The 19,673-nt window shown below is 66.5% G+C and carries 21 protein-coding genes; 3 read left to right on the top strand and 18 right to left on the bottom strand.

All coding sequences use genetic code 11. From position 1 onward, the window contains the following. Positions 1-164: 164 nt before the first annotated feature. The 3 genes from KZJ41_RS04820 (at position 165) to KZJ41_RS28425 (ending at position 1,943) form a co-directional block, all read left to right on the top strand. Positions 165-872, top strand: coding sequence for a thermonuclease family protein (locus KZJ41_RS04820; protein ID WP_251550321.1), 708 nt, complete (start codon positions 165-167; stop codon positions 870-872). A gap of 33 nt (positions 873-905) precedes the next feature. Then, positions 906-1,577, top strand: coding sequence for a DUF4352 domain-containing protein (locus KZJ41_RS04815; protein ID WP_251550319.1), 672 nt, complete (start codon positions 906-908; stop codon positions 1,575-1,577). A gap of 240 nt (positions 1,578-1,817) precedes the next feature. Continuing rightward, the gene (locus KZJ41_RS28425) at positions 1,818-1,943 is read left to right on the top strand and encodes a hypothetical protein (protein ID WP_256997138.1); all 126 of its coding nucleotides are present in this window, start codon (positions 1,818-1,820) and stop codon (positions 1,941-1,943) included. A 566-nt stretch (positions 1,944-2,509) separates the two neighbouring features. Here KZJ41_RS28425 and KZJ41_RS04810 read toward each other — a convergent pair. The 18 genes from KZJ41_RS04810 to KZJ41_RS04725 all read right to left on the bottom strand — a co-directional run bounded on the left by KZJ41_RS04810 (position 2,510) and on the right by KZJ41_RS04725 (position 19,225). Then, on the bottom strand, positions 2,510-4,228 hold the full coding sequence (locus KZJ41_RS04810; RefSeq protein WP_251550318.1) for a hypothetical protein: 1,719 nt from the start codon (positions 4,226-4,228) through the stop codon (positions 2,510-2,512). A gap of 86 nt (positions 4,229-4,314) precedes the next feature. After that, positions 4,315-4,665 carry a hypothetical protein gene (locus KZJ41_RS04805; protein ID WP_251550317.1) on the bottom strand — a complete coding sequence of 117 codons (351 nt, stop codon included), beginning with the start codon at positions 4,663-4,665 and terminating at the stop codon, positions 4,315-4,317. 3 nt (positions 4,666-4,668) lie between these two features. Further along, on the bottom strand, positions 4,669-4,986 hold the full coding sequence (locus KZJ41_RS04800) for a hypothetical protein (protein ID WP_168579142.1): 318 nt from the start codon (positions 4,984-4,986) through the stop codon (positions 4,669-4,671). After that, positions 4,986-5,264 carry a hypothetical protein gene (locus tag KZJ41_RS04795; RefSeq protein ID WP_251550316.1) on the bottom strand — a complete coding sequence of 93 codons (279 nt, stop codon included), beginning with the start codon at positions 5,262-5,264 and terminating at the stop codon, positions 4,986-4,988. The genes KZJ41_RS04800 and KZJ41_RS04795 overlap by 1 nt, the downstream gene beginning before the upstream one ends. Before the next feature lies 1 nt (position 5,265). After that, positions 5,266-5,541 carry a hypothetical protein gene (locus KZJ41_RS04790; RefSeq protein ID WP_251550315.1) on the bottom strand — a complete coding sequence of 92 codons (276 nt, stop codon included), beginning with the start codon at positions 5,539-5,541 and terminating at the stop codon, positions 5,266-5,268. Positions 5,542-5,555: 14 nt separating this feature from the next. Next, positions 5,556-6,560 carry a hypothetical protein gene (locus tag KZJ41_RS04785; RefSeq protein ID WP_168579139.1) on the bottom strand — a complete coding sequence of 335 codons (1,005 nt, stop codon included), beginning with the start codon at positions 6,558-6,560 and terminating at the stop codon, positions 5,556-5,558. Further along, on the bottom strand, positions 6,557-6,931 hold the full coding sequence (locus KZJ41_RS04780) for a hypothetical protein (protein ID WP_168579138.1): 375 nt from the start codon (positions 6,929-6,931) through the stop codon (positions 6,557-6,559). The genes KZJ41_RS04785 and KZJ41_RS04780 overlap by 4 nt, the downstream gene beginning before the upstream one ends. Then, a complete protein-coding gene (locus KZJ41_RS04775) occupies positions 6,928-7,122 on the bottom strand; it encodes a hypothetical protein (RefSeq protein ID WP_251550314.1) in 195 nt (64 codons plus the stop codon). Before KZJ41_RS04775 ends, KZJ41_RS04780 begins: the two co-directional genes overlap by 4 nt. After that, complete coding sequence (locus KZJ41_RS04770) at positions 7,119-7,391, bottom strand: hypothetical protein (RefSeq protein ID WP_168579137.1); 273 nt, start codon at positions 7,389-7,391, stop codon at positions 7,119-7,121. The genes KZJ41_RS04775 and KZJ41_RS04770 overlap by 4 nt, the downstream gene beginning before the upstream one ends. 4 nt (positions 7,392-7,395) lie before the next feature. Beyond that, positions 7,396-7,803, bottom strand: a complete 408-nt coding sequence (locus KZJ41_RS04765; protein ID WP_251550313.1) for a hypothetical protein — start codon at positions 7,801-7,803, stop codon at positions 7,396-7,398. Next, positions 7,803-9,200, bottom strand: coding sequence for a C39 family peptidase (locus KZJ41_RS04760; protein ID WP_251550312.1), 1,398 nt, complete (start codon positions 9,198-9,200; stop codon positions 7,803-7,805). Before KZJ41_RS04760 ends, KZJ41_RS04765 begins: the two co-directional genes overlap by 1 nt. Next, on the bottom strand, positions 9,197-9,592 hold the full coding sequence (locus KZJ41_RS04755; RefSeq protein ID WP_251550311.1) for a hypothetical protein: 396 nt from the start codon (positions 9,590-9,592) through the stop codon (positions 9,197-9,199). Before KZJ41_RS04755 ends, KZJ41_RS04760 begins: the two co-directional genes overlap by 4 nt. Before the next feature lie 13 nt (positions 9,593-9,605). After that, positions 9,606-11,183: a hypothetical protein gene (locus KZJ41_RS04750; RefSeq protein WP_251550310.1), complete on the bottom strand. Its 1,578-nt coding sequence runs from the start codon at positions 11,181-11,183 to the stop codon at positions 9,606-9,608. A 6-nt stretch (positions 11,184-11,189) separates the two neighbouring features. Beyond that, complete coding sequence (locus KZJ41_RS04745; protein ID WP_251550309.1) at positions 11,190-11,843, bottom strand: hypothetical protein; 654 nt, start codon at positions 11,841-11,843, stop codon at positions 11,190-11,192. 170 nt (positions 11,844-12,013) lie between these two features. Next, positions 12,014-17,770 carry a transglycosylase SLT domain-containing protein gene (locus KZJ41_RS04740; RefSeq protein WP_251550308.1) on the bottom strand — a complete coding sequence of 1,919 codons (5,757 nt, stop codon included), beginning with the start codon at positions 17,768-17,770 and terminating at the stop codon, positions 12,014-12,016. Then, the gene (locus tag KZJ41_RS04735; protein ID WP_251550307.1) at positions 17,763-18,587 is read right to left on the bottom strand and encodes a hypothetical protein; all 825 of its coding nucleotides are present in this window, start codon (positions 18,585-18,587) and stop codon (positions 17,763-17,765) included. The genes KZJ41_RS04740 and KZJ41_RS04735 overlap by 8 nt, the downstream gene beginning before the upstream one ends. Positions 18,588-18,590: 3 nt before the next feature. Continuing rightward, positions 18,591-18,965, bottom strand: a complete 375-nt coding sequence (locus KZJ41_RS04730; RefSeq protein ID WP_251550306.1) for a hypothetical protein — start codon at positions 18,963-18,965, stop codon at positions 18,591-18,593. Then, on the bottom strand, positions 18,962-19,225 hold the full coding sequence (locus KZJ41_RS04725; protein WP_251550305.1) for a hypothetical protein: 264 nt from the start codon (positions 19,223-19,225) through the stop codon (positions 18,962-18,964). The genes KZJ41_RS04730 and KZJ41_RS04725 overlap by 4 nt, the downstream gene beginning before the upstream one ends. Positions 19,226-19,673 lie beyond the last annotated feature (448 nt).

Below are 19,673 nucleotides of genomic sequence, written 5' to 3'. Positions count from 1 at the left end.
CCAGGGACCATATACCCCTAACTGTCCGTCACCTGCAGTTTCACCAAAGGCAAACGTAACGAACCAACCAGTCTCCCCGATCATGAATCGACGCGCACCTGCCTCGGTTCGCGACGTACCACTGTGTACCCAGCTAGGAGCCCGAAAGGCTAGGAGCCCGAAAGTTGAAGACCCATATCATCGCGGCCACCGCGACAGCCGCGGCCGCCGCCGCACTCGCGACCCTGGCAGCCGCACCAGCCTCGGCCGGCCCCGCCGAGCCGTACAAGATTCCCGGCGTCACCCAGGTCGTCGACGTCCTGGACGGCGACACCATCGTCACCCGGCATCCCGACAGCGGTGAGACGCTGACTATCAGCGTCCTCGGCATGGACGCCCCCGAGGGATCCGATTGCTGGTCGGTCCAGTCCACGGACTTCGCCCGCACCGCCCTGCTCGGCATCGCCGTGCAGCTCTCGCCCGAGCCTGGCCAGCCGAACGCAGACGGTGCCGGGCATCTGCTGCGGTACGTCGCCCTCGACAACGACATGGACGGCGACTACGCCGTCAAGGCCGTCCGCAACGGCGCCGGTCGCGCCTACACCGTCGGATCACTGCGCACCGCGGACCGCCTCGTCACCGCCGAGAACGAAGCACGCACCAACCGCGCCGGCCTGTGGACCTGCGGTGGCGCACCTGCTCCCGCACCGGCCCCCGCGCCGGCTGCGCCTGCCGCACCGGCCCCTGCGCCGGCACCGAAGTCGGCTCCGAACGGCAACGTCGTACACCCCGGCGCGTTCTGCAGCGGCGGCACCGGCGTCACCAGCAAGGGCACCCCGATGGTCTGCGCACCCGGATCCGACGGCCGCAACCGCTGGCAGTCCGCCAACTGATCTCACTCCTCTCTCGCTGAACGGAACCCAGACATGACTCAACCTCCCCAGCAGCCCTATGGTCAGCAGCCGCACCCGGGCCCACAGTCTCAGCCCCAGTGGGGGGCTCAGCAGCCGGCCCAGCCACCGAAGAAATCCCGCAAGTGGCCGTGGATCCTCGGCGCCGTAGTGGCCTTGTTTGTCGTCATCGGACTCGCCAGCGGAGGCGACGAGGACAAGCCCACCTCCACTACGGGAAGCAACTCGTCGAACAGCGACAGCGCTTCCGGTGGAAGCCCCGCCACCGCCGAGCAGGCAGCTGACGAACCGACCGCAGGAATCGGCACCGAGGCCCGCGACGGCAAGTTCGCCTTCACCGTCACCAACGTCGAGCAGGGCATCACCCAGGCCGGCGAAAACCCGTACGTCAACAAGATCCCACAGGGACAGTTCATCTTTGTCCACATCGATGTGAAGAACATCAGCGACAAGCCACAGGGCTACTTCGGCTCCAACCAGAAACTCATCGATACCCAAGGCCGCGAGTTCAACAACGACACCGCAGCCGAGATCTACGCCAACGAGAACTTCACCGTCGGTGACATCAACCCCGGCAACACCGCCTCGGTAATCGTCGTGTTCGACGTGCCGGTCGATGCACAACCGAAGTCCGTGGAACTGCACGACTCGATGTTCTCCGGCGGAGTCACCGTCAACATCAGCTGACCATCTCCCAGCGAGTGCCCCGGGCGCACTCCCCGGGGCACTCGCTGCAGATCCGAAAGCCGCCCCGCACGGGAAAGCACCGTAAGAAGTGAGCAGAAGGGGCCGGGATATCCCAAGTATCCAGGCCCCGCCCGGCCACTTTCCCACCAGCCGCGGGCGTACCTGTCGCGTGTCCAGGTTGCCGAGCTCATCGGTGTCGAGACCGGCACGCTGTCCCGGTGCAAGCTGCCATCCCCGAACGTGGTGATCGGCCCGGTCAATGCCGACGGCACCGTCCGCCGCGGCACGGTGCTGCCGGAGACGATCGACGAGTGGAACGCTCGCCGATCGGGCCGCGGCGCGCGGACGGACCTGAAAGATCGGTGACACGACGAATCGACCCCGCTCCGGAGGCATTGGAGCGGGGCCGATTCTGCTGCGGCAACGTCGAGCGTCGGGGTACTCGCGGTCACCACCGGTGGTGTCGGCGGCATTGGTTCGACCGTTACAGGGGCAGCCGGTGCGAATGCACGATCGCTCGTAGCCACGTGCGTAGATCTACTCATTGCAGACATACCGGACAGTACGGTTCTATGACGGTGTGGGCAGGTGGCGGTGGAAATGGGATCCCGACGAACCACTCTTCGGCGATGCCAGATCACCGACCGGCGGGCTGGTGATCTCGTTGTCCGTCGGCGTGGTGACCGTTCTCGTCTTTCTCCTCATTGCCGGCGGATAGGCTCAGCTGGTTTCGGCCCGGTGCTCCAGGCCGAGACTTTACCCGTTCAATGCTGCCGCCGGTGCATTCCAGGCCCTGACATACGAAAAGCGCCGCCACCGTCGACGAGGGCGGGGGCGCAACGCTATTGGGCCGATCCCATGCCAGGAAGCTGAGCACACGTCGGTGCCACTGGAGTGGGCTGTGACAGACCGGCGTCCAGTCGCGTCCGGGGCTACGGGGTGAGCGCCTGGAAGTCGTCGAGGCGCCCCGGGGGCCCGCCGCCGTTTTGCACAGCGGAGTCGTCCTGGATGGTCAGTCCGACGTACCGGTTGGAGAACGGGATCACACTGTTCTCCACGGTGCCCTGCAACATGATCGTGCCGTTCACCCGGGCGGTGTACAGGTTCCCTTCGGCGCGCAGCTCGACGAGTGCGCCCTCCGGGAACTTCGACGTCGACACGTACTGCGCCACGCCGGTCACCGGCACGAAACCATTCGTCGCGTCGTAGTCCTCGTAGTACAGCGCCATGATCGAACGCGTCCACGAGAACTGCACACCGAACTGCGCACCCGGATTCGTCACTGGATCCTGGTACGGATTCGCCCGTACGACCAGGCCGCAGGCGGAGTGCTCGGGGTCGTAGCCGTCCCACCGCATCACCGTCCGCACCACCTGCGTGTCCGACGGCATCGGCTCATGCCACCACGCGTACGACAGCGGCACCGACGGGGTACCGACACCGTTGAGACGGCCGTTGACCCGGCCGAGGGTTCCGCCCCCGGTGGTGACCCATTCCTCGGACAGTGGTCCGGTCACACCGCCCGGGCCGTCGTCGAAGTTGTCCGCGGCGCGTTCGACGAGTGGCACCACCGCCACCAGCGTGAGGTAGCTGTTCACCCCACCCTGGACGATGTTCCGGCCGAACGACGACGACGTCGAGTAGCCCTGCACGGTGATCAGCTGCGTCGCACCCGTCTCGTTCTTCCACGTGAACGGCGTCAGCGTCGCGACCGTACCGTTGCCCGGTGTACCGGCGACCGCACCGATCTGCGTGGCTCCGGCCATCACGCGCATGCGCATGCCGTTCCCCGAGAAGGAATCCGAGTATCCGAACGTCAACTTCCCGGCGATCGCGACCTCGACACCGGCGGGCACCTCGATACCATTGCCCGCGATGATCGTGTCGGGGTACCCGCTGCGGATCGCCCACGCCGGCACCGTGTGCCAGGTGTTCGTGGACGGCAGCGTGTAGTTGCCGGACTTGTTCATCCCCGACGGTGGGAACGGCGGGACAACTTGCTTGACGGTGCCGGTCGACTCCACATCGACCGTCGACACGGCGGCCGCGCTCGCCGCCACCCCGGTGACCGTGGTGGTCGAGTCGATGTCGACGATCGTCTCCGGGGCAGCATCCACGGACGGGGCCGCGAGGATGATGCTCGAGGCAACGTCCACGGCGGTGGCCGCGGCGACTGCCGTCACTGCGACCGCCTCGATCGACGAGGTGACGTCGACGACCGTCTCGGCCTCGGTCACCCCGCCCGCCAGTCGCCCGGTGGAGGTGACATCGACGATGCTCTCGAGGACTGCGCGCGCAGCCACGCCCGTCACCATGGGCGTGGAGTTCACCTCGATCGTCGACACCAGCTCGGCGACTGCCGCGGCCGTGAGGGTCGTCGCGGAGTCGAGGTCGAGGACGGTCGCGGTGGCCACCGCGACGTCGGTCCGTGCAGTGATGCTCGATTCGACGTCGACGACCGTGACCGTGTGAGCGGCGCCGAGCACTGCGCTCGTCGATTCGACGTCGACGGTTGTTTCGGCGTGAGCCTCGGCGAGCACCGCGGCGGCGGCCATGGTCGAGATGATGTCGACGAGCGTGATGGCCGCGGCAGCACGAGCCTTCGGGTACGGAGGGAACGCGGCCGCACCGCGGTCGGCCCCAGGGAACACCGCTGTTCCACTGTCGGCGCTCGGGAACACGGCTGTGCCGCGGTCGGGACCGGGAAATACGGCCATGCTCGTACCCCCGTTCATGGTCAGGCCGGCGCGGTGTAGTTGACCTTGACCTTGTGTGTCAGCTTCGCCTCACCCGCCGGGCTGATGGTGATATCCGGGTTGTCGATCACCTCGATCAGTGTCGATCCGTTCCAGCGGCAGGCGTGCGTGTACGTGCCCGCGGACACGTCGAATACCATCTCGTCGGTCGTGGTCTCCCCGCCCGATGCTGCCGGGTAGGTGCCGGTTTGCCGTGCGTATCCACCGCCGGACGCTTCGTTGGCGGTGCCGGCCGCGCCGGGATTGGCGGTGTGCAGGGAGAAGGTGTTCCCCCGGGCAGCGATGAAGTCGGCGATCGCATTGGCGGTCGCTGCGGGTGCGGTCAGTGTCATGGGTCAGTCCTCCATGTCGGTGCGGTATGCGCGGCCACGCATCCACGGGTAGTCATCGGTCGTGCTGGTCGTCGAGTTCGGGTAGTGCACCCAGATCACGAATCCGGTGCCGTCGGGGATGATCGCGGCGGTGCAGTCCTCGGATTCGATGCGCCACTTCATGTCGGCGCCGTCGATCGTGGCATCCCAGGTGACGCCGTTCGCCCACTTCACCTCGGCGGTCGTGTCAGATGGAAAGACGCCTTTCGAGTTGGTGCGTTCGAAGATCCAGTCGCCGCCGTTGAGTTCGATGTCGTCGTATAGCGTGCTCCAACCGAGCATTACGGCGCCTCCCCGTATATCGGTAGCCACCTGCCGATGATCCTGTTGAGCACTGCGGCAGCCTGGTCAAGACCCCCAGGGAAGGTGTTCACGTGTTGCAGCGCACCGTTGACTCTGACCAGCGGCCGAGGCCACCCGTCCACCTGCAACACCTCGGAGGCGCTGGAGGTGGATGTGCGCCCGTCCTTGTGGAGGAGCCACACGTCGTCAGGGTTGCCATTTAGTGCGACAGCCAGGTCCTCTGCGGCGATGCGGTACCGCCCGTCGATCAATGCCATGTCACTTCCCCAGCATGTATCCGGCCAACTGGAGGGCCGTCTCGTCACTGGGGTTACCCGAGACATGTGAACCCGGCTGAGGTCGAACCTCACGCCCTACCACCGCGCCCGTCTCTGTGGCCAGCAGTACGACCACCTGAGCGGCCTGCCCTGCGATGCTGGGCTGGGTGTAGATCAGCAGGTGATCGGCGCCAGCCATCGGCGGGTCGATCCGGTACAACGTTGCGGGGGCGGCGAATCCGCCGACCTCGGTGGCAACCTGTGTTGCGGTGCCCATCAGGGACTCTCCTGTCAGTAGAAACGAGTGGTGACAAAGACGGCGCCGCTTGCGCCGTTGCCGCCGTTGCCGGCGAAGCCGAACGTCTCGTAATGACCGCCCCCGCCTCCAGGTGCGGCCGGCCAACCGCCAGCGCCGCCACGGCCGCCGGAGCCAGTTCCGTTCTTCCCAGCTCCACCTGACCCACCGGAACCGGGTCCGATCTGCCCTACCCCTGCGCTGACACCCGGATTTCCATCCGTACCGTCGGCCTGCTCCGAGGGGCGGGCACCGCCGGGTGCAAACGGACCTTCGCCACCCGGATCGGCAAGGCCATTACCACCGGCGTAGATCAGAGACGCACCGTTGCCGCCGCGGATCTTGTAGGTGCGGTCGGCGGCACCGCCGGATCCGTATGCCTGACCGGACGAGCTGCCGCCGGTTGCGGATCCGAACGAGCCGAATGAGGACGGGCCACCGTCGGTTCCGTGTCCGCCGTCCGATGTGGCGCCTGATCCGGGGGCGCCGACGGTGATCGCCACTTCACTGGGGAGGTCTGCGGCGTCGAACTCAAGGCGCGCCCATCCGCCGGAGTAGCCGCCGCGGCCGCCTCGACCGGATCCGCCGTTGCCACCATTGTTCGAGCGCCCACCGCCGGACCCGCCGCCGAGGATGTCGACGGTGACGTACTTCGCGTCGGTCGGCTTGTACCAGGTGCCCGATGCCGAGAAGGTGGCGAGCTGGGCCTGCATGTTGCCGATGATGATCTCGTCGATGCGGTTGTCCAGACGCGGGACCTCGTTCGCGAGAGTGCGCTCGGTCCCGCGGAAGCGGTCCGCCATGTCGTCAAGGTTGAAGATCCCTCCGGTTACTCCGTCGAGCGCGTCCAGCAAAGAAGCGATCATGTTGTTGATCCACTGGATCGCCAGATCGATCACCCATCCGAGCAGGCCGCCCTGGACGAACTCGCCGGCCATATCGGACATGTCGCCCCAGCCGGTGTTGGTGCTGCCGGGGATGAATCCGTCAGGTGAGGTCATCGTGCATCCTCACTCTGTTCCATCGGTCGTCCTTCGCGCTGGATCCGCCACAGGACGAGAAGCCGGTGCAGGATGGTCAAGACCAGGGCGAGCAGAATGACGGCGCGCACCTCGTGGTGCCCGGGGTAGGGCCCGAACCACCACCGCGACATCAACTGCGTCCCTAGCAGCGCCAGGCACACGGTGGTAGCCATGACCGATCGGCCGGCCTGGGTGATGCGCCAATGGGAGCGGACCGCGTAGCTGAGCGCGAACATCCACGCGAGGATGGTCATCGCTGTGACCAGAAGCCGTGCCTCCGGTTCGGGTTCCAGGACGATAATCGCGCCGATACCGAGCAGCGCAGCGATCGCGATGCTGGTCCTGATCATGCAGGCTTCCTCTTTCTGCTCATGGCCCGTTCGATTGCTTCCCCGAAGTGGTTCCTTCGGTAGGCCTCCTCGATTCGCGCCACAACGTCATTGACGCGGCGCTCCCGCTCGGCTTCCTGGGCGAGCGCGACGTCGGCGTGCTCGAGCTGCTGGCGCTCACGCCGAAGCTTGTGCCCGAACCACCACATCACCCATCACCGTCCCTCTCCGGGTCAGTCGAGACCTGGATTTTCTCGAGGGCATCCGCCGACTTCTCGGCCCCGGAGATCAACCGGTCGAGCTGTGAGTCTCGCTTGCCGAGTAGCTCTTCGAGTTTGTCGATTCGCTGCTGTTGGATTGCGACGATGGTGCGGTGCAGGGTGCGTGGGATCAGGCCGCCGGCCAGGATCAGCAGGACGGCGAGGGTCAGCAGGCCGGACAGGCCGAGGTCGGCGATGGCGACTCCGGCGATCTCCTCCACGGGGTCACCGACCGACTGGAGGCACGACGAACGGGTCTGGTTCCGGTTGCGCCCCTGAATCAGGCTCGGCCATCTGCGGCAGAGACGGGTAAGTACTGTTCACGTTCGGCTGGTAGATGTCGGCGGTGGTCTGCGGCAGGCGCGCACTCACTTCACGGCGCACACGGTCCTGGATCACCTCGAGCAGCGGGCCCAGCTTGTCGATGCTCGACCGCACCTTCGCGACCGGGTCCTGCGGGGCGTTCGGCACCAGCCACACCAGGATCGCGCCGGCCGTCACTGCGATGATCGTCAGCGCCGAGGCGACGTTATCCGGGATCACCCCCGCCAGGGTGCCGAGGACCTGAGGGATGATCGCCGCAACCGCGGTGAGCGCAGCGACAGCGAACTTGCGGATCTCAGCGAACGTCATCACGCACCACCCTTCTTCAGCTGCTCGATCTGCTCGAACAGATTGCGTTGGTTCTGCAGCACCTGCGACAGCGCGTCGACGACGGTGCGGCCGCCGAGCTGCGGCCAGCCCGGGTAGCCCTCGTGGTCGTTGCGGGCACCGGTGAGCTGCTGCCGGTTGTCCTTCACGTCTGCCCCGATCGGGCCGCAGAACGCGACGATGAAGTCCTTGATCTCCTGTACTTCGGCTGCGCTCATCGGCGCATCACCTCCTGTGGTGGGTAGCACTGCTGCGCCAATCTCGAGGCAGCGGTTCCAGCGCAGCGTGCGATCCGGCAGACCGTTGGTACCGCCGTTGATGGCGCGGGTGACCCCGACGATGTCGCGCTCGTCGCACAGCTCGTTGATCTGCGGACGTGCGACAGTCCAGTACCAGACGGCGCCGAGGAACCCGTACCGGTCGTCGGCGAGTGCGGTGGGGTTGTCCACGAAGTAGGTCGGCGTAGGCACGTACCCCTTGCTGTGTGCCCACTCGCTGACCTTCGTGTAGTTGTGGCGTCCGGTGACCTGGATCGGACCGCGGCCCTTGAACCGGCGCCCGTCGCCAGGCTGGGTATTGCCGAGATCGGCACGCCCCTCGTAGGCGGAGCCGTCGGCGATCTCCTCCATATGCCGCAGCCCGACGGATTCGTGACCGAGCTGGGCGCACCACATCGCGGCCCGCTCGATCGTCGTGCAGTTCGCTTGCACCATCGCCGAGATGAACGCCGGTGCCAGCTTCGCGTACCGCTCCGCCGACACAGCATCGCCCATCGCCCGGGCGAGCACCTTCGCATCCATCCCGGACTGCGGCGGCGCCGCCGGTGGCGGTGCGACCGGGCCCGGTGCCGCGGCGTAGCCCTTCGGTGGGATGAGCGTGGCGAGCTGCGCGAGCGACAGCCAGTACCCCTGCGGCTGGAACCCAGAGTCGGCCACCCACACCGCCATGACCTCGTCGTCGTATCCCATGACCGCGACGTAGTGGTAGACCGTGCCGGAGTGATAACGCGGCGACACCGAGCCCTTCACACCGCGAGGGTAGTTCGACGGCGGCGCGACCCAGTTCACGACCACGCCGCGGCCGCCATTGATCGAGGCGACGATGTCGCGCCACAGTCGATCGACCTGCGCCGGGGTGGGCGGGTCCTGCGGCATCTGCACCGCGAAGTAGCCGGCGTTGGTGTAGCGGTTCAGGATCGGGGTGATCAGACCGATGTGGTCGGTGCCGCCGATGTGGGTGCCGATCTCACGCGCCAGCTGCTGCTCGGGCACGTGGATACCGAGGCTGTTGAGCACCACCTGCGTCGACGCCGGGCCGCAGTTGAAGAACGTCTCCTGCGGGACGATGCTGCGGTCGTACGGCAGCACATTCTCGGTCACGTCGCCTCCTTCGATTCTGGCGGGACATCGGGCGCGGGGTCGTCGGTCGCCTCCCGGAGCAGCTCGGCTCGCACGTGCGCCGGCGCGTCGGCGAGCTGAGCGCGGAGGTGCGCGTACGGGTCAGGACGGTTCGGCGGCGGAAGCTTCTTCGACTGCCACTGCCCCGGATTGTGAGGGTGGATGGGCCCGGTAATCGGTGGGTTGTACCGATCGAGAGGCTCCTCGACCAGGCGAAATCCGAGGCGTTCGATGTGCCTGGCGAGGGAGTTGATCTCGTCCGGCTCGAACGTCGCAACCGGCGATCCCTCCCCGTTTGTGGGCGGATGCATGAACACGTACGCGTACGGATGCATCCCGGGCGGCAGAGCCTTCTGCAGCTCTTCGGGTGTCATGCGACCTCCTGGTCTAGGTAGCGCTCGAGTGCTGGCGCAGCGCGCCGCTGATGGCTTCGAGTCCGCGCAATGCGCGCGTGCCGGACAGTTCCTCGGATCGGTAGTCGCCGACGTTGATCTCCCATGGCTGGTCCGGGTTCTCCCGCGACCAGGACTGGCGTACCGATGCGATGTGCGAAAGCCAGATCCGGTTTCCGATCTCGAACCCGCAGCGCAGGCCGTCATCGATATGCAGACCCACCCTGTAGGGCGCGGCATCATCGATCTCGGCAGCGAACGAGACGTACCCGCGAGCCTTATGCAGCCCCACGCGGATGGTTTGCAGCCCGGACGGGGACACCGCCACGCCACCGCCGGCTTCGAAGCCGGACTTGTGCGCGAACCGGCCCATGTTCGCCTTGCGCTGATAGTTCGTGAGGCTCGCCCACGCCAAGATGACATCTTCGACTGCCTTGTCGAAGATGCCGAGGGTGAGCCACGGCATGCCGATCAGGGTGCCGAGCAACCCGAGCAGGATGTTCGACAGGAGCTTGGCGCCCTGGTTGATCGCATCCGGCGACTTCCCGCCGGTCATGATCGTGTGCTCGATCGGCTTGTGGATCACCATTTTCGACTTCAGTCCGCGATGCTGACCGCGGCGGAGGATCACCCAGGGTCCGTTCGGATCAGCGTTGTCCGGGTCGTCGTTCGGATCAGCGATCGTGACGGTGTCCGAGGTGCCGTCGGATCCGAAGATGCGCAGCAGGTCCAGGATCGGGTCGGCGATCGTGCCGGTGACACCGGGGATCGTGGCCCGCTTCTTCACGTCGAACACGAACGTCGGCCGATCGAGGATGAAGTGCGACGGGCACGGCTGCGGATCACCGACCTCCCACAAGTCCGCGGTCAGCTGCAGACCACCGTCCTCGAGCGTCGGCAGCACCAGATCCCAGAATTCGTCCATGCGGGAGCCGAGAGCACACCACGGACCGACACCGTCACGCGACTCGATGTACGGGACCATCACCATCGGCCACTTCGCGTTGTCGAAGTTCGCCTGCCAGTTCGCCGCATCCCAGATGTCGAAGGCCGGCAGCCATCCGGGCTGCTGCTCACGCAGCAGATTCCGGTGTGCGTAGCCCTTGATCACCTTGATCGAGTTGCCCCACTGGAAGTCAACCTTCGGGGCCTGCACCGCCAGAGGAGCGAACGTGTTGGGCCAGCACTGCAGGTGCTTCATCTCGTCGAGGATGTGCCGGGCCATCGGCCGCACGATCGCTTCGCCGTGCTCGTCCTCGTCGTACTCGATGTCGTAGACCTTGAAGCACGCCTTCTTCCACGGCGACCGGAACACCAGGAACATGTCGTGCTCGAGAGAGAGACCGTCGATCAGCCACTGCGCCAGGTCGTCGCGGCCATCGAGACCGACCGAGGCCTCACCGACCTCGTTGCACATCGTCTCCCAGTCGGCGTCGTACTCGCCCTCGACCTCCCCGACGAGCTCCAGATTCCGATCGTGGATCGTGACTCGGGTGCGGAGCAGCGCGAGCGCCGCCTCCTCATGCTCCTGGGCGTCGATCGCCGCGAGGTCGGCGTCGAGGTCGTAACTCACAGGCAATCACCCCCAGGGCATCTCGTGGTAGCGCGGCATGTGGATACGCAACTCGGCCGGAACCGCGGACCCCTGGACCTCGACGGGCAGGAACACCTGCGAGGTGCGCGGTGGGATCTCGTGCAGGAAGCTCACGCCCCGCATCGCCTTCCATACTTCGAACCCAGCACCGGCCGCGCGGAGGGTCTGGAAGTCCTGACGGGTCTGCACCCGCCACCCCGAGGTCTGATCTTTGATCGGCACCATCCGACCCGACAGACCGTCCGGCAGTAGCCACTTCGTTGCCGGGGTGCCCTCGAACTTGAGCCACAACGGCACGTCGGTCGGATTCGAGACCGGGAAGGTCCCCACGTGGGAGCCGGGCCCGGCCTCCCACGTGATGACCTTCGTTCCCGACGTCAGGTACGGCCAGCACGCAACCGCAACCATCTCGACGTCGATGCGGGTGGTCTGCATCGACATCCGACCGACGATCTTCGGATCCCGGTCGAGCCGAAGCCTGATCGTGCGCCGGCCGGATGCGGTCTTCGTCGTGACCTCGTTGTCGTGGTCGAACGACCACACGGCCATCTGTTCGGCGAACTCCCTTTCGAAGTCACGGCGTGTTCGTCCTTCGATCCGAAGCTGGAAGTCGAGGAGGCGTTCCTCGATCTTCGTCACCTTCGGTGTCGAACCGTGCTGGTAGGCCCGGGAGGTGCGGGTCGGGGTGCGGGGCGCGGGGACCCAGAGACCGTCAAGACCACCTTGGATCCATGAGTCCTGGGCCCCGCGAGACGGGCCGCCGTACCTGTGCCGCGACCCGTTCCACCCGACCATGCTGATCGAGTCGATCACCAGCGCCTCCTGGACTCGGAGCTACGTCCGCTGCCGCGTTCACGCTGGTTGAACATGATCTCGATCTCCCTCCGCATCGCCGGCGACAACTCACCGTTGAAGTTCCAGTTGTCGCCGCCACCGACCGGCGCCAGCTCGAGCGCCGACCGTTCGGCCGCCGACATCACCTCGCGTGGCGAGGAGGCTGCCGATTGGACTCGGTCGAGCATCGGCACCAGCGCCTCGAACGCCTCGGTCTGCCGCGGCGAGAGGACACGCTCCGGACGGATGACGTCCTTGAGCATGAAACCGCGACCGGATGCGATGCCGCCCTGGTCGTAGTAGCCGTTCTTCTCCCAGAACGACTTCGCCCGGATCGGGTCGCCGTAGCGGTCGCGGATGTACTTCGCTCCCGCCACGCCCTGGGTGTACGGATCCGGACTCTCGTCCGGCAGGTAGGCGTCCTTCGTCGACCCGAGGAACTGGAACAGGCTGAACGCCCCCGAGGATGGGTTGCGTGCCAGCGGGTTCCAACTCGATTCCTTCTGGATGATCCAGTCGGCGGCGGCCCACTGCTCGCCCTCGTTCCAGCCGTACGGAGCGAAGGCCCGCTTCACCGCGTCGACAACTGACTCCGGACCGGTTCCCGTTTCCGTCTCCGTGGGTGTGGAGGTGGGTGCCGCCACCGTGGGTTCGGTGGCGGCCGGGGCCTGCGTGTCGGTCTTGTAGTCGTCGTAGGTGGCTTCGCTGCGTGCCTGAGCTTCGTCCGAGCGGCCCCGACCACGGTCGTCGACCAGGTTGAGTCCCTCGAACTGGCTCGAGAAACCGGCGATTCCGAGCAGGTCGTTCCCCCACTCTGCGAGCAGTGAGGTTCCGATCTGTGCGCCGACGCCGAGCCAGTCGATCTCTGCCGCGTACTTCGCGGCAGCCGCCGGTCCGACCTCGACCTTGTCCTGCTCGTAGCCGTACTGGCTGTAGTCGGCTGCGGGAGCGGATTCGGCTGCAGGGGCGTTGTTCAGCATGCCCATTGCAGACAGCGCACCGGCAATGTCGCCGCCCAGAAGCAGATCCTTGATGAGCTTGATCTGATCCCAGTTCAGCACCGCCTCCGGACGGCCTGTCTCGTTGCGGACGAGCGAGAGCCCGTTCGGGATCCAACCGCCCTTGTCTCGGAACAGGCCACCGATGTTCTTGGCCTTGTCCCAAACCGATCCGAGCAGGTCGCCCAGGCCGGCCACCTTGTCGGACAGGAAGCTCGACGTCATGTCGCGGCCCTTGTCCAGGTATGCCGGAGGAACACCGACCCACTCCGGCGGAGGTGTTCCGATCGCAGCGCCGATACCCGCCTTGATCGGGTTGAGGAAGAAATCGAAGATGTCAGCGACCTTCCGCTGCACGAACGACTGCTTCCCCTCGGGGGACAGCCCACCGCCGCCACCTGCACCGCCGGACTCGAACGCGCCGTCCGCGCCGATCGCAAGGTGGAACAGTCCGGGGTGTTTGCCGGCGAAGTACGGGGAGTCCGCGCCGATCGCTCCGCCGCCGTACATGACCCCGCCCGAGCCGCTCGACTCGACGTTGACCGTCGAGTACGGCCCGACACCGGTCAAGGTGCCCGCGGTGTGGCCGCCACCCGGTCCGCCCGGGTCGTCCCAGACGCCGACCGAGAAGCCCTGGCCGAGGCCGGGCGTCCACGGCTGGGTGCCGGGGAAGGATCCGGTGAACCAGTTCCGGGAACCGTTGCCGCCGTTGATGATGGCGTCGGCGATCATCGACATTAGGCCCGAGCAGTCCTCGAATCCCCAGGTGTACGGGTTGCCGTTGCGGCTCTTCGCGGCGCGGTGGCCGTTCTCGAGCTGCGTCTGCCACATCGGACGGATTTCACCGCCGTCCTTGTAGCCGGGCAGCATCCCGTCGAACATGCCCTGCGGATCAACGTTCCCCAGACCCTTCGCCGCAACCTGGGCACCGTAGGCGCTCAGGTTGTCGCGGCCGATCTGCGAGATGATCCGCCCGCCGTTCCATTGGAACGGGATGCCGCGCAGGATCATGTCGCGGATGGCGTAGAGCACGTTGTGGCCGCCGGCTGCCTTGACCTCGGCGGTGGTGACCATGTGCTCGCCGTTCGAACCCCACATCAGGACGTCGTCGGACGTGCCGGTGCCGGGGCCGCGGATCGCACCACCGGTGGCGTGCTCCGGGATGCCTGCGAGCGGTTCGGCCGGTCCTAGACCGAGGAGACCTGCGGCCTTGTTCCATGCCTTGAGGATGCCCTCGTTCCAGACCGTGTTGATCATGAAGTTGATCGGCTTCGCGAGGACGCTCTTCAGGCTGTCCCACTTTTCGCCGATGCCCTTCACGACCTCGCTGAAGAAGTCACGCACCTTCCCGAGGGCGGTCTTCATCGCCTCCCATGCAGGCGTCACGACGTTGTCGATCACCGCCTTGATGCCTGCGCCAAGGGCGTCCCACACGGGCTTGATCACCGAATTCCACACGGACGAGAAGAACTCACCGACCGCGCCGAGGGCAGCCTTCAGTGCCTCCCACGCCGGCCGGATGACGTTCTCCCACACCCAGGCGATACCGGCGCCGACCGCCTCCCAGGCAGGTTTGATCAGCGAGTTCCACACCCAGCCGAAGAAGGCGCCGACCGCCTGCAGAGCGACCTTGATGGCGTCGAAGATCTTCGATCCGACGTTGTCCCAGTACGCCTTCAAGAACGTGACGAGGGTGTTCCAGATCCCCATTACGACCTGGCCCATCAGGATGAACGCTGCAGCAACCACAGCGAGCGCGACCTTGATGGCGGTGAACACCGGCTGCACGACGTTCTCGTACAGCCACACGAAGATTGCACCGATCGCCTCGAAGATCGGCCGGATGAACTCCCACGCCGCCGACAGTGCCGCCTGGATCCCGGACCACACCGTCTCCCAGATCCGCTTTCCGGCCTCGGTCTGGGTGAAGAACCACACCAGTGCCCCGACCAGAGCAGCGATCGCGATTACGAGGAGCGTGATGGGGTTCGCGCTCATCGCCGCGTTGAGCGCCCACTGCGCTACCGCACCCGCGACGAGCGCGGCACGATGGGCCGCGAGGGCGATCGTGTTTCGACGCAGCGACATCGCGGACCGCCCGGTCGCGGCAGCGAACACACCCTGAGCCACGGACGAGGCGAACATGACCGCATTCCACGCGGTCATCGCCACACCGATGACCTTCACCGCCATGACAGCGGCGAGGAGCATCGGCGCAAGCGGCGCCAGCTTCTCGATGATCGTGCCCAAGTGCGGCGCCACCGCGGCGAGGACGTCCGACCAGGGACGGAATGCCTCCACCAGACCGGGCAGTACCGGAGCGAGGTTGGCGAGCGCCTGCCCGAGGGCAGGCATCAGCACTCGTGCCATGTCCATCAGACCCGGGATCGAGTCCTTGATCGACTGCCCCAGCGCCACGAATCCGGGTGCCAGGCCGGCCGCTGCTTCCGCCCCGAACCCGCGGAAGAGCTCGAACAGCGGACCGACCACCGCGCCGATGTTCTCGAACGTCTGCCGGACACCGTCCAGCGACGAGCGCAGATCGTCGGCGGTGAGGTTCCGCAGCTTCTCACCAAGCCCCAGCAGCCACTCATTGAGCCCTGCTCCGGTGTGGGCGAACGTCTCCGCCGCGGTCCCGAGAACGCTGATCAGGCCGGAAAACACCGATCCCAGACCGTTTTCGCCCTGAGCGAGGCTGTCGAAAAAGGTTCTCGAGCCTGCGATCATCCGATCCCAGCCGGCCACGGCGGCCGGACTCGAGATCGAGGTGGCGATCTGCGCCCCGATGGTGCCGAGGGTGGCGGCCAGTCCACCGAGGTTCGGCTTCAACCGGTCCAGCAGCCCACCGAGCATGGTGAACGAGCCGACCATCGCCAAGCTGAATCGATCGGTGAGTTCTTCGCGCAGGTTCTTGAATGCCTGCAGAAGCGGTGCCAGCCGCTGTCCGATCATCGCCGCGAACGGATCGTCTCCTGCTGCCGACTGCTGCGCATCCGCCATGCTCTGGTACGCGTCCGCCACGGCCTCGGCGGCATCGATGTTGGCCTGGGCCACATCCTTCTGTGTCTGCGCCAGATCGGACTGGGCCTCGCGCAGCTGCTCCTGAGCGTCGACCTCACGCTCCTTGGCCTCGACGACCCGGTCGGAGCCTTCGATGCCCTTGGCTTGTGCGTCGGCGATCTCGGCGCGCTGCTCGGCGTTTGTCGCCTTGATCTCCTCGAACGCCTGCTTCGCCTCGCGGACACCGAGCTCCGCTCGCCACCGGTCGAGACCGTCCGCATCCGGATTGGCCCGTGTCTCGCGTAGGTTCTTCTCGGCTTCGGCCAGCGCCAGGGCGGCGCCTTCCTCGTCGAGAGCCAACCCGGCGAGGGTCCGCGCGTAGCCCTCGGCGTCACGCTTGGCTTCCTTGCGGGCCTGGTTGACCTCGTCCTGTGCCTCCTTTACCGCTTCCTGCGCTTTGACGACCTGCTTCTCAGCAGAGACGATCTGGCGGTTGCCCTGCTCGGCGGTGCGCGCCTGAGCCTTCTTGGCGTTCTCGACGGCCTTGAGCGCGGACGCACTCTTCGAAGCAGCGGCGCCCACATTCTTCTGCGAGTCGGTCCAGGCCTTCGCCCCATCGGACAGGCCAGCGAACGCCAACTTCGCCACGCCGATGGCGGGCCCGAGGATGCCTGCCGCGGCCGCCGCAACCGTTCCCATAGCCGCGGCGATCGCCATCAGACCCGACACCATCGGGCCGGTAGCGAAGGTCGCCACCACGGAGCCGAGCGCCGAGACCGCACCGAGTGCAACGGCGGACCCGACAGTCACCACGCCGAGAGCACGGCCGATGCGCGTCAAGATCCCGACCAGCTTGGCCACGCCCGCCATCACCAGCAGGGCGGCGGTCACCCGGCCGATATCGCGGGCGAGGATGCCGGCGGCAGTGGCGGCGAGCCGCAGCGCACCCGCAAGACGGGCGACGCCCGCGCCAGTCATCATCCGCAGCAGCGAGGTACTTGCAAGCAACCCAACACTGAGGTTTCGGACAGCACGTGCAGCGAATCCAAGCACAGTGGCTGCAGTACCGACGTTCCTGATCACCGAGGTGGCCGCGGTGCTGAGGATCGCGAAACCCGCGACTGCTGCGCGCATGCCACTGCCGATGGCGGAGAAGAATCCCGCCACGAAACTGCGTCCTTCCTCGCTGCCTCGAGCATGCGAGTTCATGGAGGCGCTCACGCCGCTGACGAACTGAGCACCGGCCGCCTGGCCCCCGGCACCGAACCGCTGGGTGAGCCGCTGCAGGAGCGACGCGCTGTCGGCTTCGGCACGCTTGTCGTCGATCCGGGTCTCGATGTGCACGACCCGGTTCGCAGCTGATGTGCGCTTCGACTCGGCAGCATTGAGCGCCGCGGCCGCGGCCTGACTGTCGCGCTTGGCCTTGGCGACCTTTGCTTCGGCGGCTGCGAGCCGACTCGCGTCGGTGACGCCCTTGCTGCGAAGGGCCTGTAGTTGCCGTTCGGCATCGGCAGCTTCCTTGGTCGCCGCGGATTCCCGGCGTCGTGCGTCAGCCGCAGCCTTGGTGGCACTGTCGAGATCGGACTTCGCCTTCACGAGCTTGCGCTGATCGACTTCCACGCCGATCTTGTGGTCGACCGGGTGGCCCTTGATCTCGGCGCGGACCCGCTTGAAGTAGCCGGCCATCGAGGGCAAGACGTTGATGTAGGTCTGTCCACCCTGCAGGTCAGCCATCGTTTACCTCCGGTGGGGTGTAGCGCCGCGTGTAGCGGCTGCCGAGGAGCTGTGAGGCAATGTCGTCGTGTTCGACGAGGGCCTGGAACTCTTCGACGCGATCGCGCGCAGTCTGCGGACGAGGTGATGGCCGCGGCGGCTTGCCGCCCTTGCCCTTGAACTTCGGGGACGCTCCCCACACGGCATGCTCGATGCGGCGAGCCGAGTCGACAAGATCGGTGAGCTTCGCCCGCTCGTATGTCCAACCGACCAGAGACGGCCGCTTCGACGGAGGAGGCAGCTCGCCGCGCTGCTCCATCTCGAGGATCTTCTGGGCACGCTCGTCGTCATTGCCCAGTGCGGCGAAGTACCAGCCGCCCTCAGGCAACGTCGGCAACAGTCGAAGCAGCCGGTTCCAGGGATTGTTCAGGTGGTCGCGGACCCAGTCGTACAGACTTTCGTCGCCGGGCAGGGTGAACAGGTCCTTTTCGATCCCTGCGCCGTAGCGGTCGATCTCGTGCACCAGGTACGCCCATCCGGCGTCCGGCGGGATGAGGATCCCGAAGTGCTCGCGAATGTCGTCGACGAGGTCGGCGAGTTCGGAGAACGGCCGGCGGGCGTAGTGGTCGGCGATGACATCGGCCAGTTCATCGCCGACGAGGAGATCGAGCTGGTCATGGACGGAGACAGTGGTGTCGAGGTAGGCGACGTCGGCCGATTCGGGCGCCTCGATGACGAGCTCGGGCCCGTCATCGTCTAGATGTACGACGAACGGGCCGGCAGCCTCAACGAGGAGTGTTCGAAAGAACGAGGCCGCCGACCCGTTATCGTCGCTCACCTGTCAGCGGCGACGACCGCTGCGGCGCCGATCCCGGCTCCGTCGATCGGCGCGGTTCACCGCCTGCTCTGCATCGAACAGCCCGAAGTGCTTGGACAGGTCGCGCGCGAGGTCGATCAGCACGTCCGGGTCCTGCGGACCGAGGAAGTCGGCGACATCGTCGTACTGGTCACCGAGGAACAGCTTCAGAACACTGCGGGAGGTCCGGGCTTCCTCGATGTCCATGACGGTGTCGGCGTCCGGTTCCTGGACGTAGAAGGTCGGCGATTCGCCGATCTGGAACTTGAACGGCTTCTTCGGCTCGCGCTGTTCTCCGCCGTACCGGCGAACGTCCTGGGTGTCGATCGAGGTGATGGTGTCGAGGTTGTCCGCGCTCACTTCGCGCCTCCGTTGCGTCGGGTGGTCTTGGCCTGGGTCTCGGTCGGGGCATCGGTCGCCGGGACCGGGGTGGCCTCTGTGTCTGCGGCGGCGCTGTCGGGCGCTGCGGTGGCCGTGTCGACCACCGGCGCGGGGACGTACCCCTTGCTGCGGAGTTCGCGATCCTCGCGGAACGAGCCGGGGGTGTAGGGGCGACCCTCGGGGGACACGAGTGGTGTCGGCTTCCAGTCGTCCTTGCGGATGGTTCTCATGGTGGGCATGGCAGACCCTTCTTCTGGTGGTTGCAGACCCGGGGATAGAGACCGGCGGCGTGGCGGGGTCTGCGGGACGTCACGCCGCCGGAGAATCTGGGGACAAACGACTGAGGTCGCCACGGGAGTGGCGACCTCAGGTGCGGGAGATGGTGAGCAGCTGCGGGCAGAAGGTCTGCAGACCTCACGATGTCTGCATAGGGTTGATCTTGGTCGCCGTTCTCCCCCCGTCCGGCGGCCCGGCCCCGCCGGTCGGCTCCTCACAGAGATCACCGGCGGGGCCTCCTGCTGCGCGCGATATTGGGCGCCGATAGGGTCGGGGTGCCGCCTTCCCCGAGGTGGCTACGACGAAGGCCCCGCCGGGATTGCACAGCCCTGGCGGGGCCTTCTCGCGTCAGGCGCTCGGACGGCCGATAGTGATGCGTTATGGGCGCTATGCGGGGACGCCGGCGGGTGA

Source organism: Rhodococcus sp. 11-3 (assembly GCF_023704055.1).
Classification (GTDB): Bacteria; Actinomycetota; Actinomycetes; order Mycobacteriales; family Mycobacteriaceae; genus Rhodococcus; species Rhodococcus aetherivorans.
The sequence above is the reverse complement of the archived record's forward strand: the minus strand, read 5'-3'. Positions and strand labels throughout refer to the sequence as shown.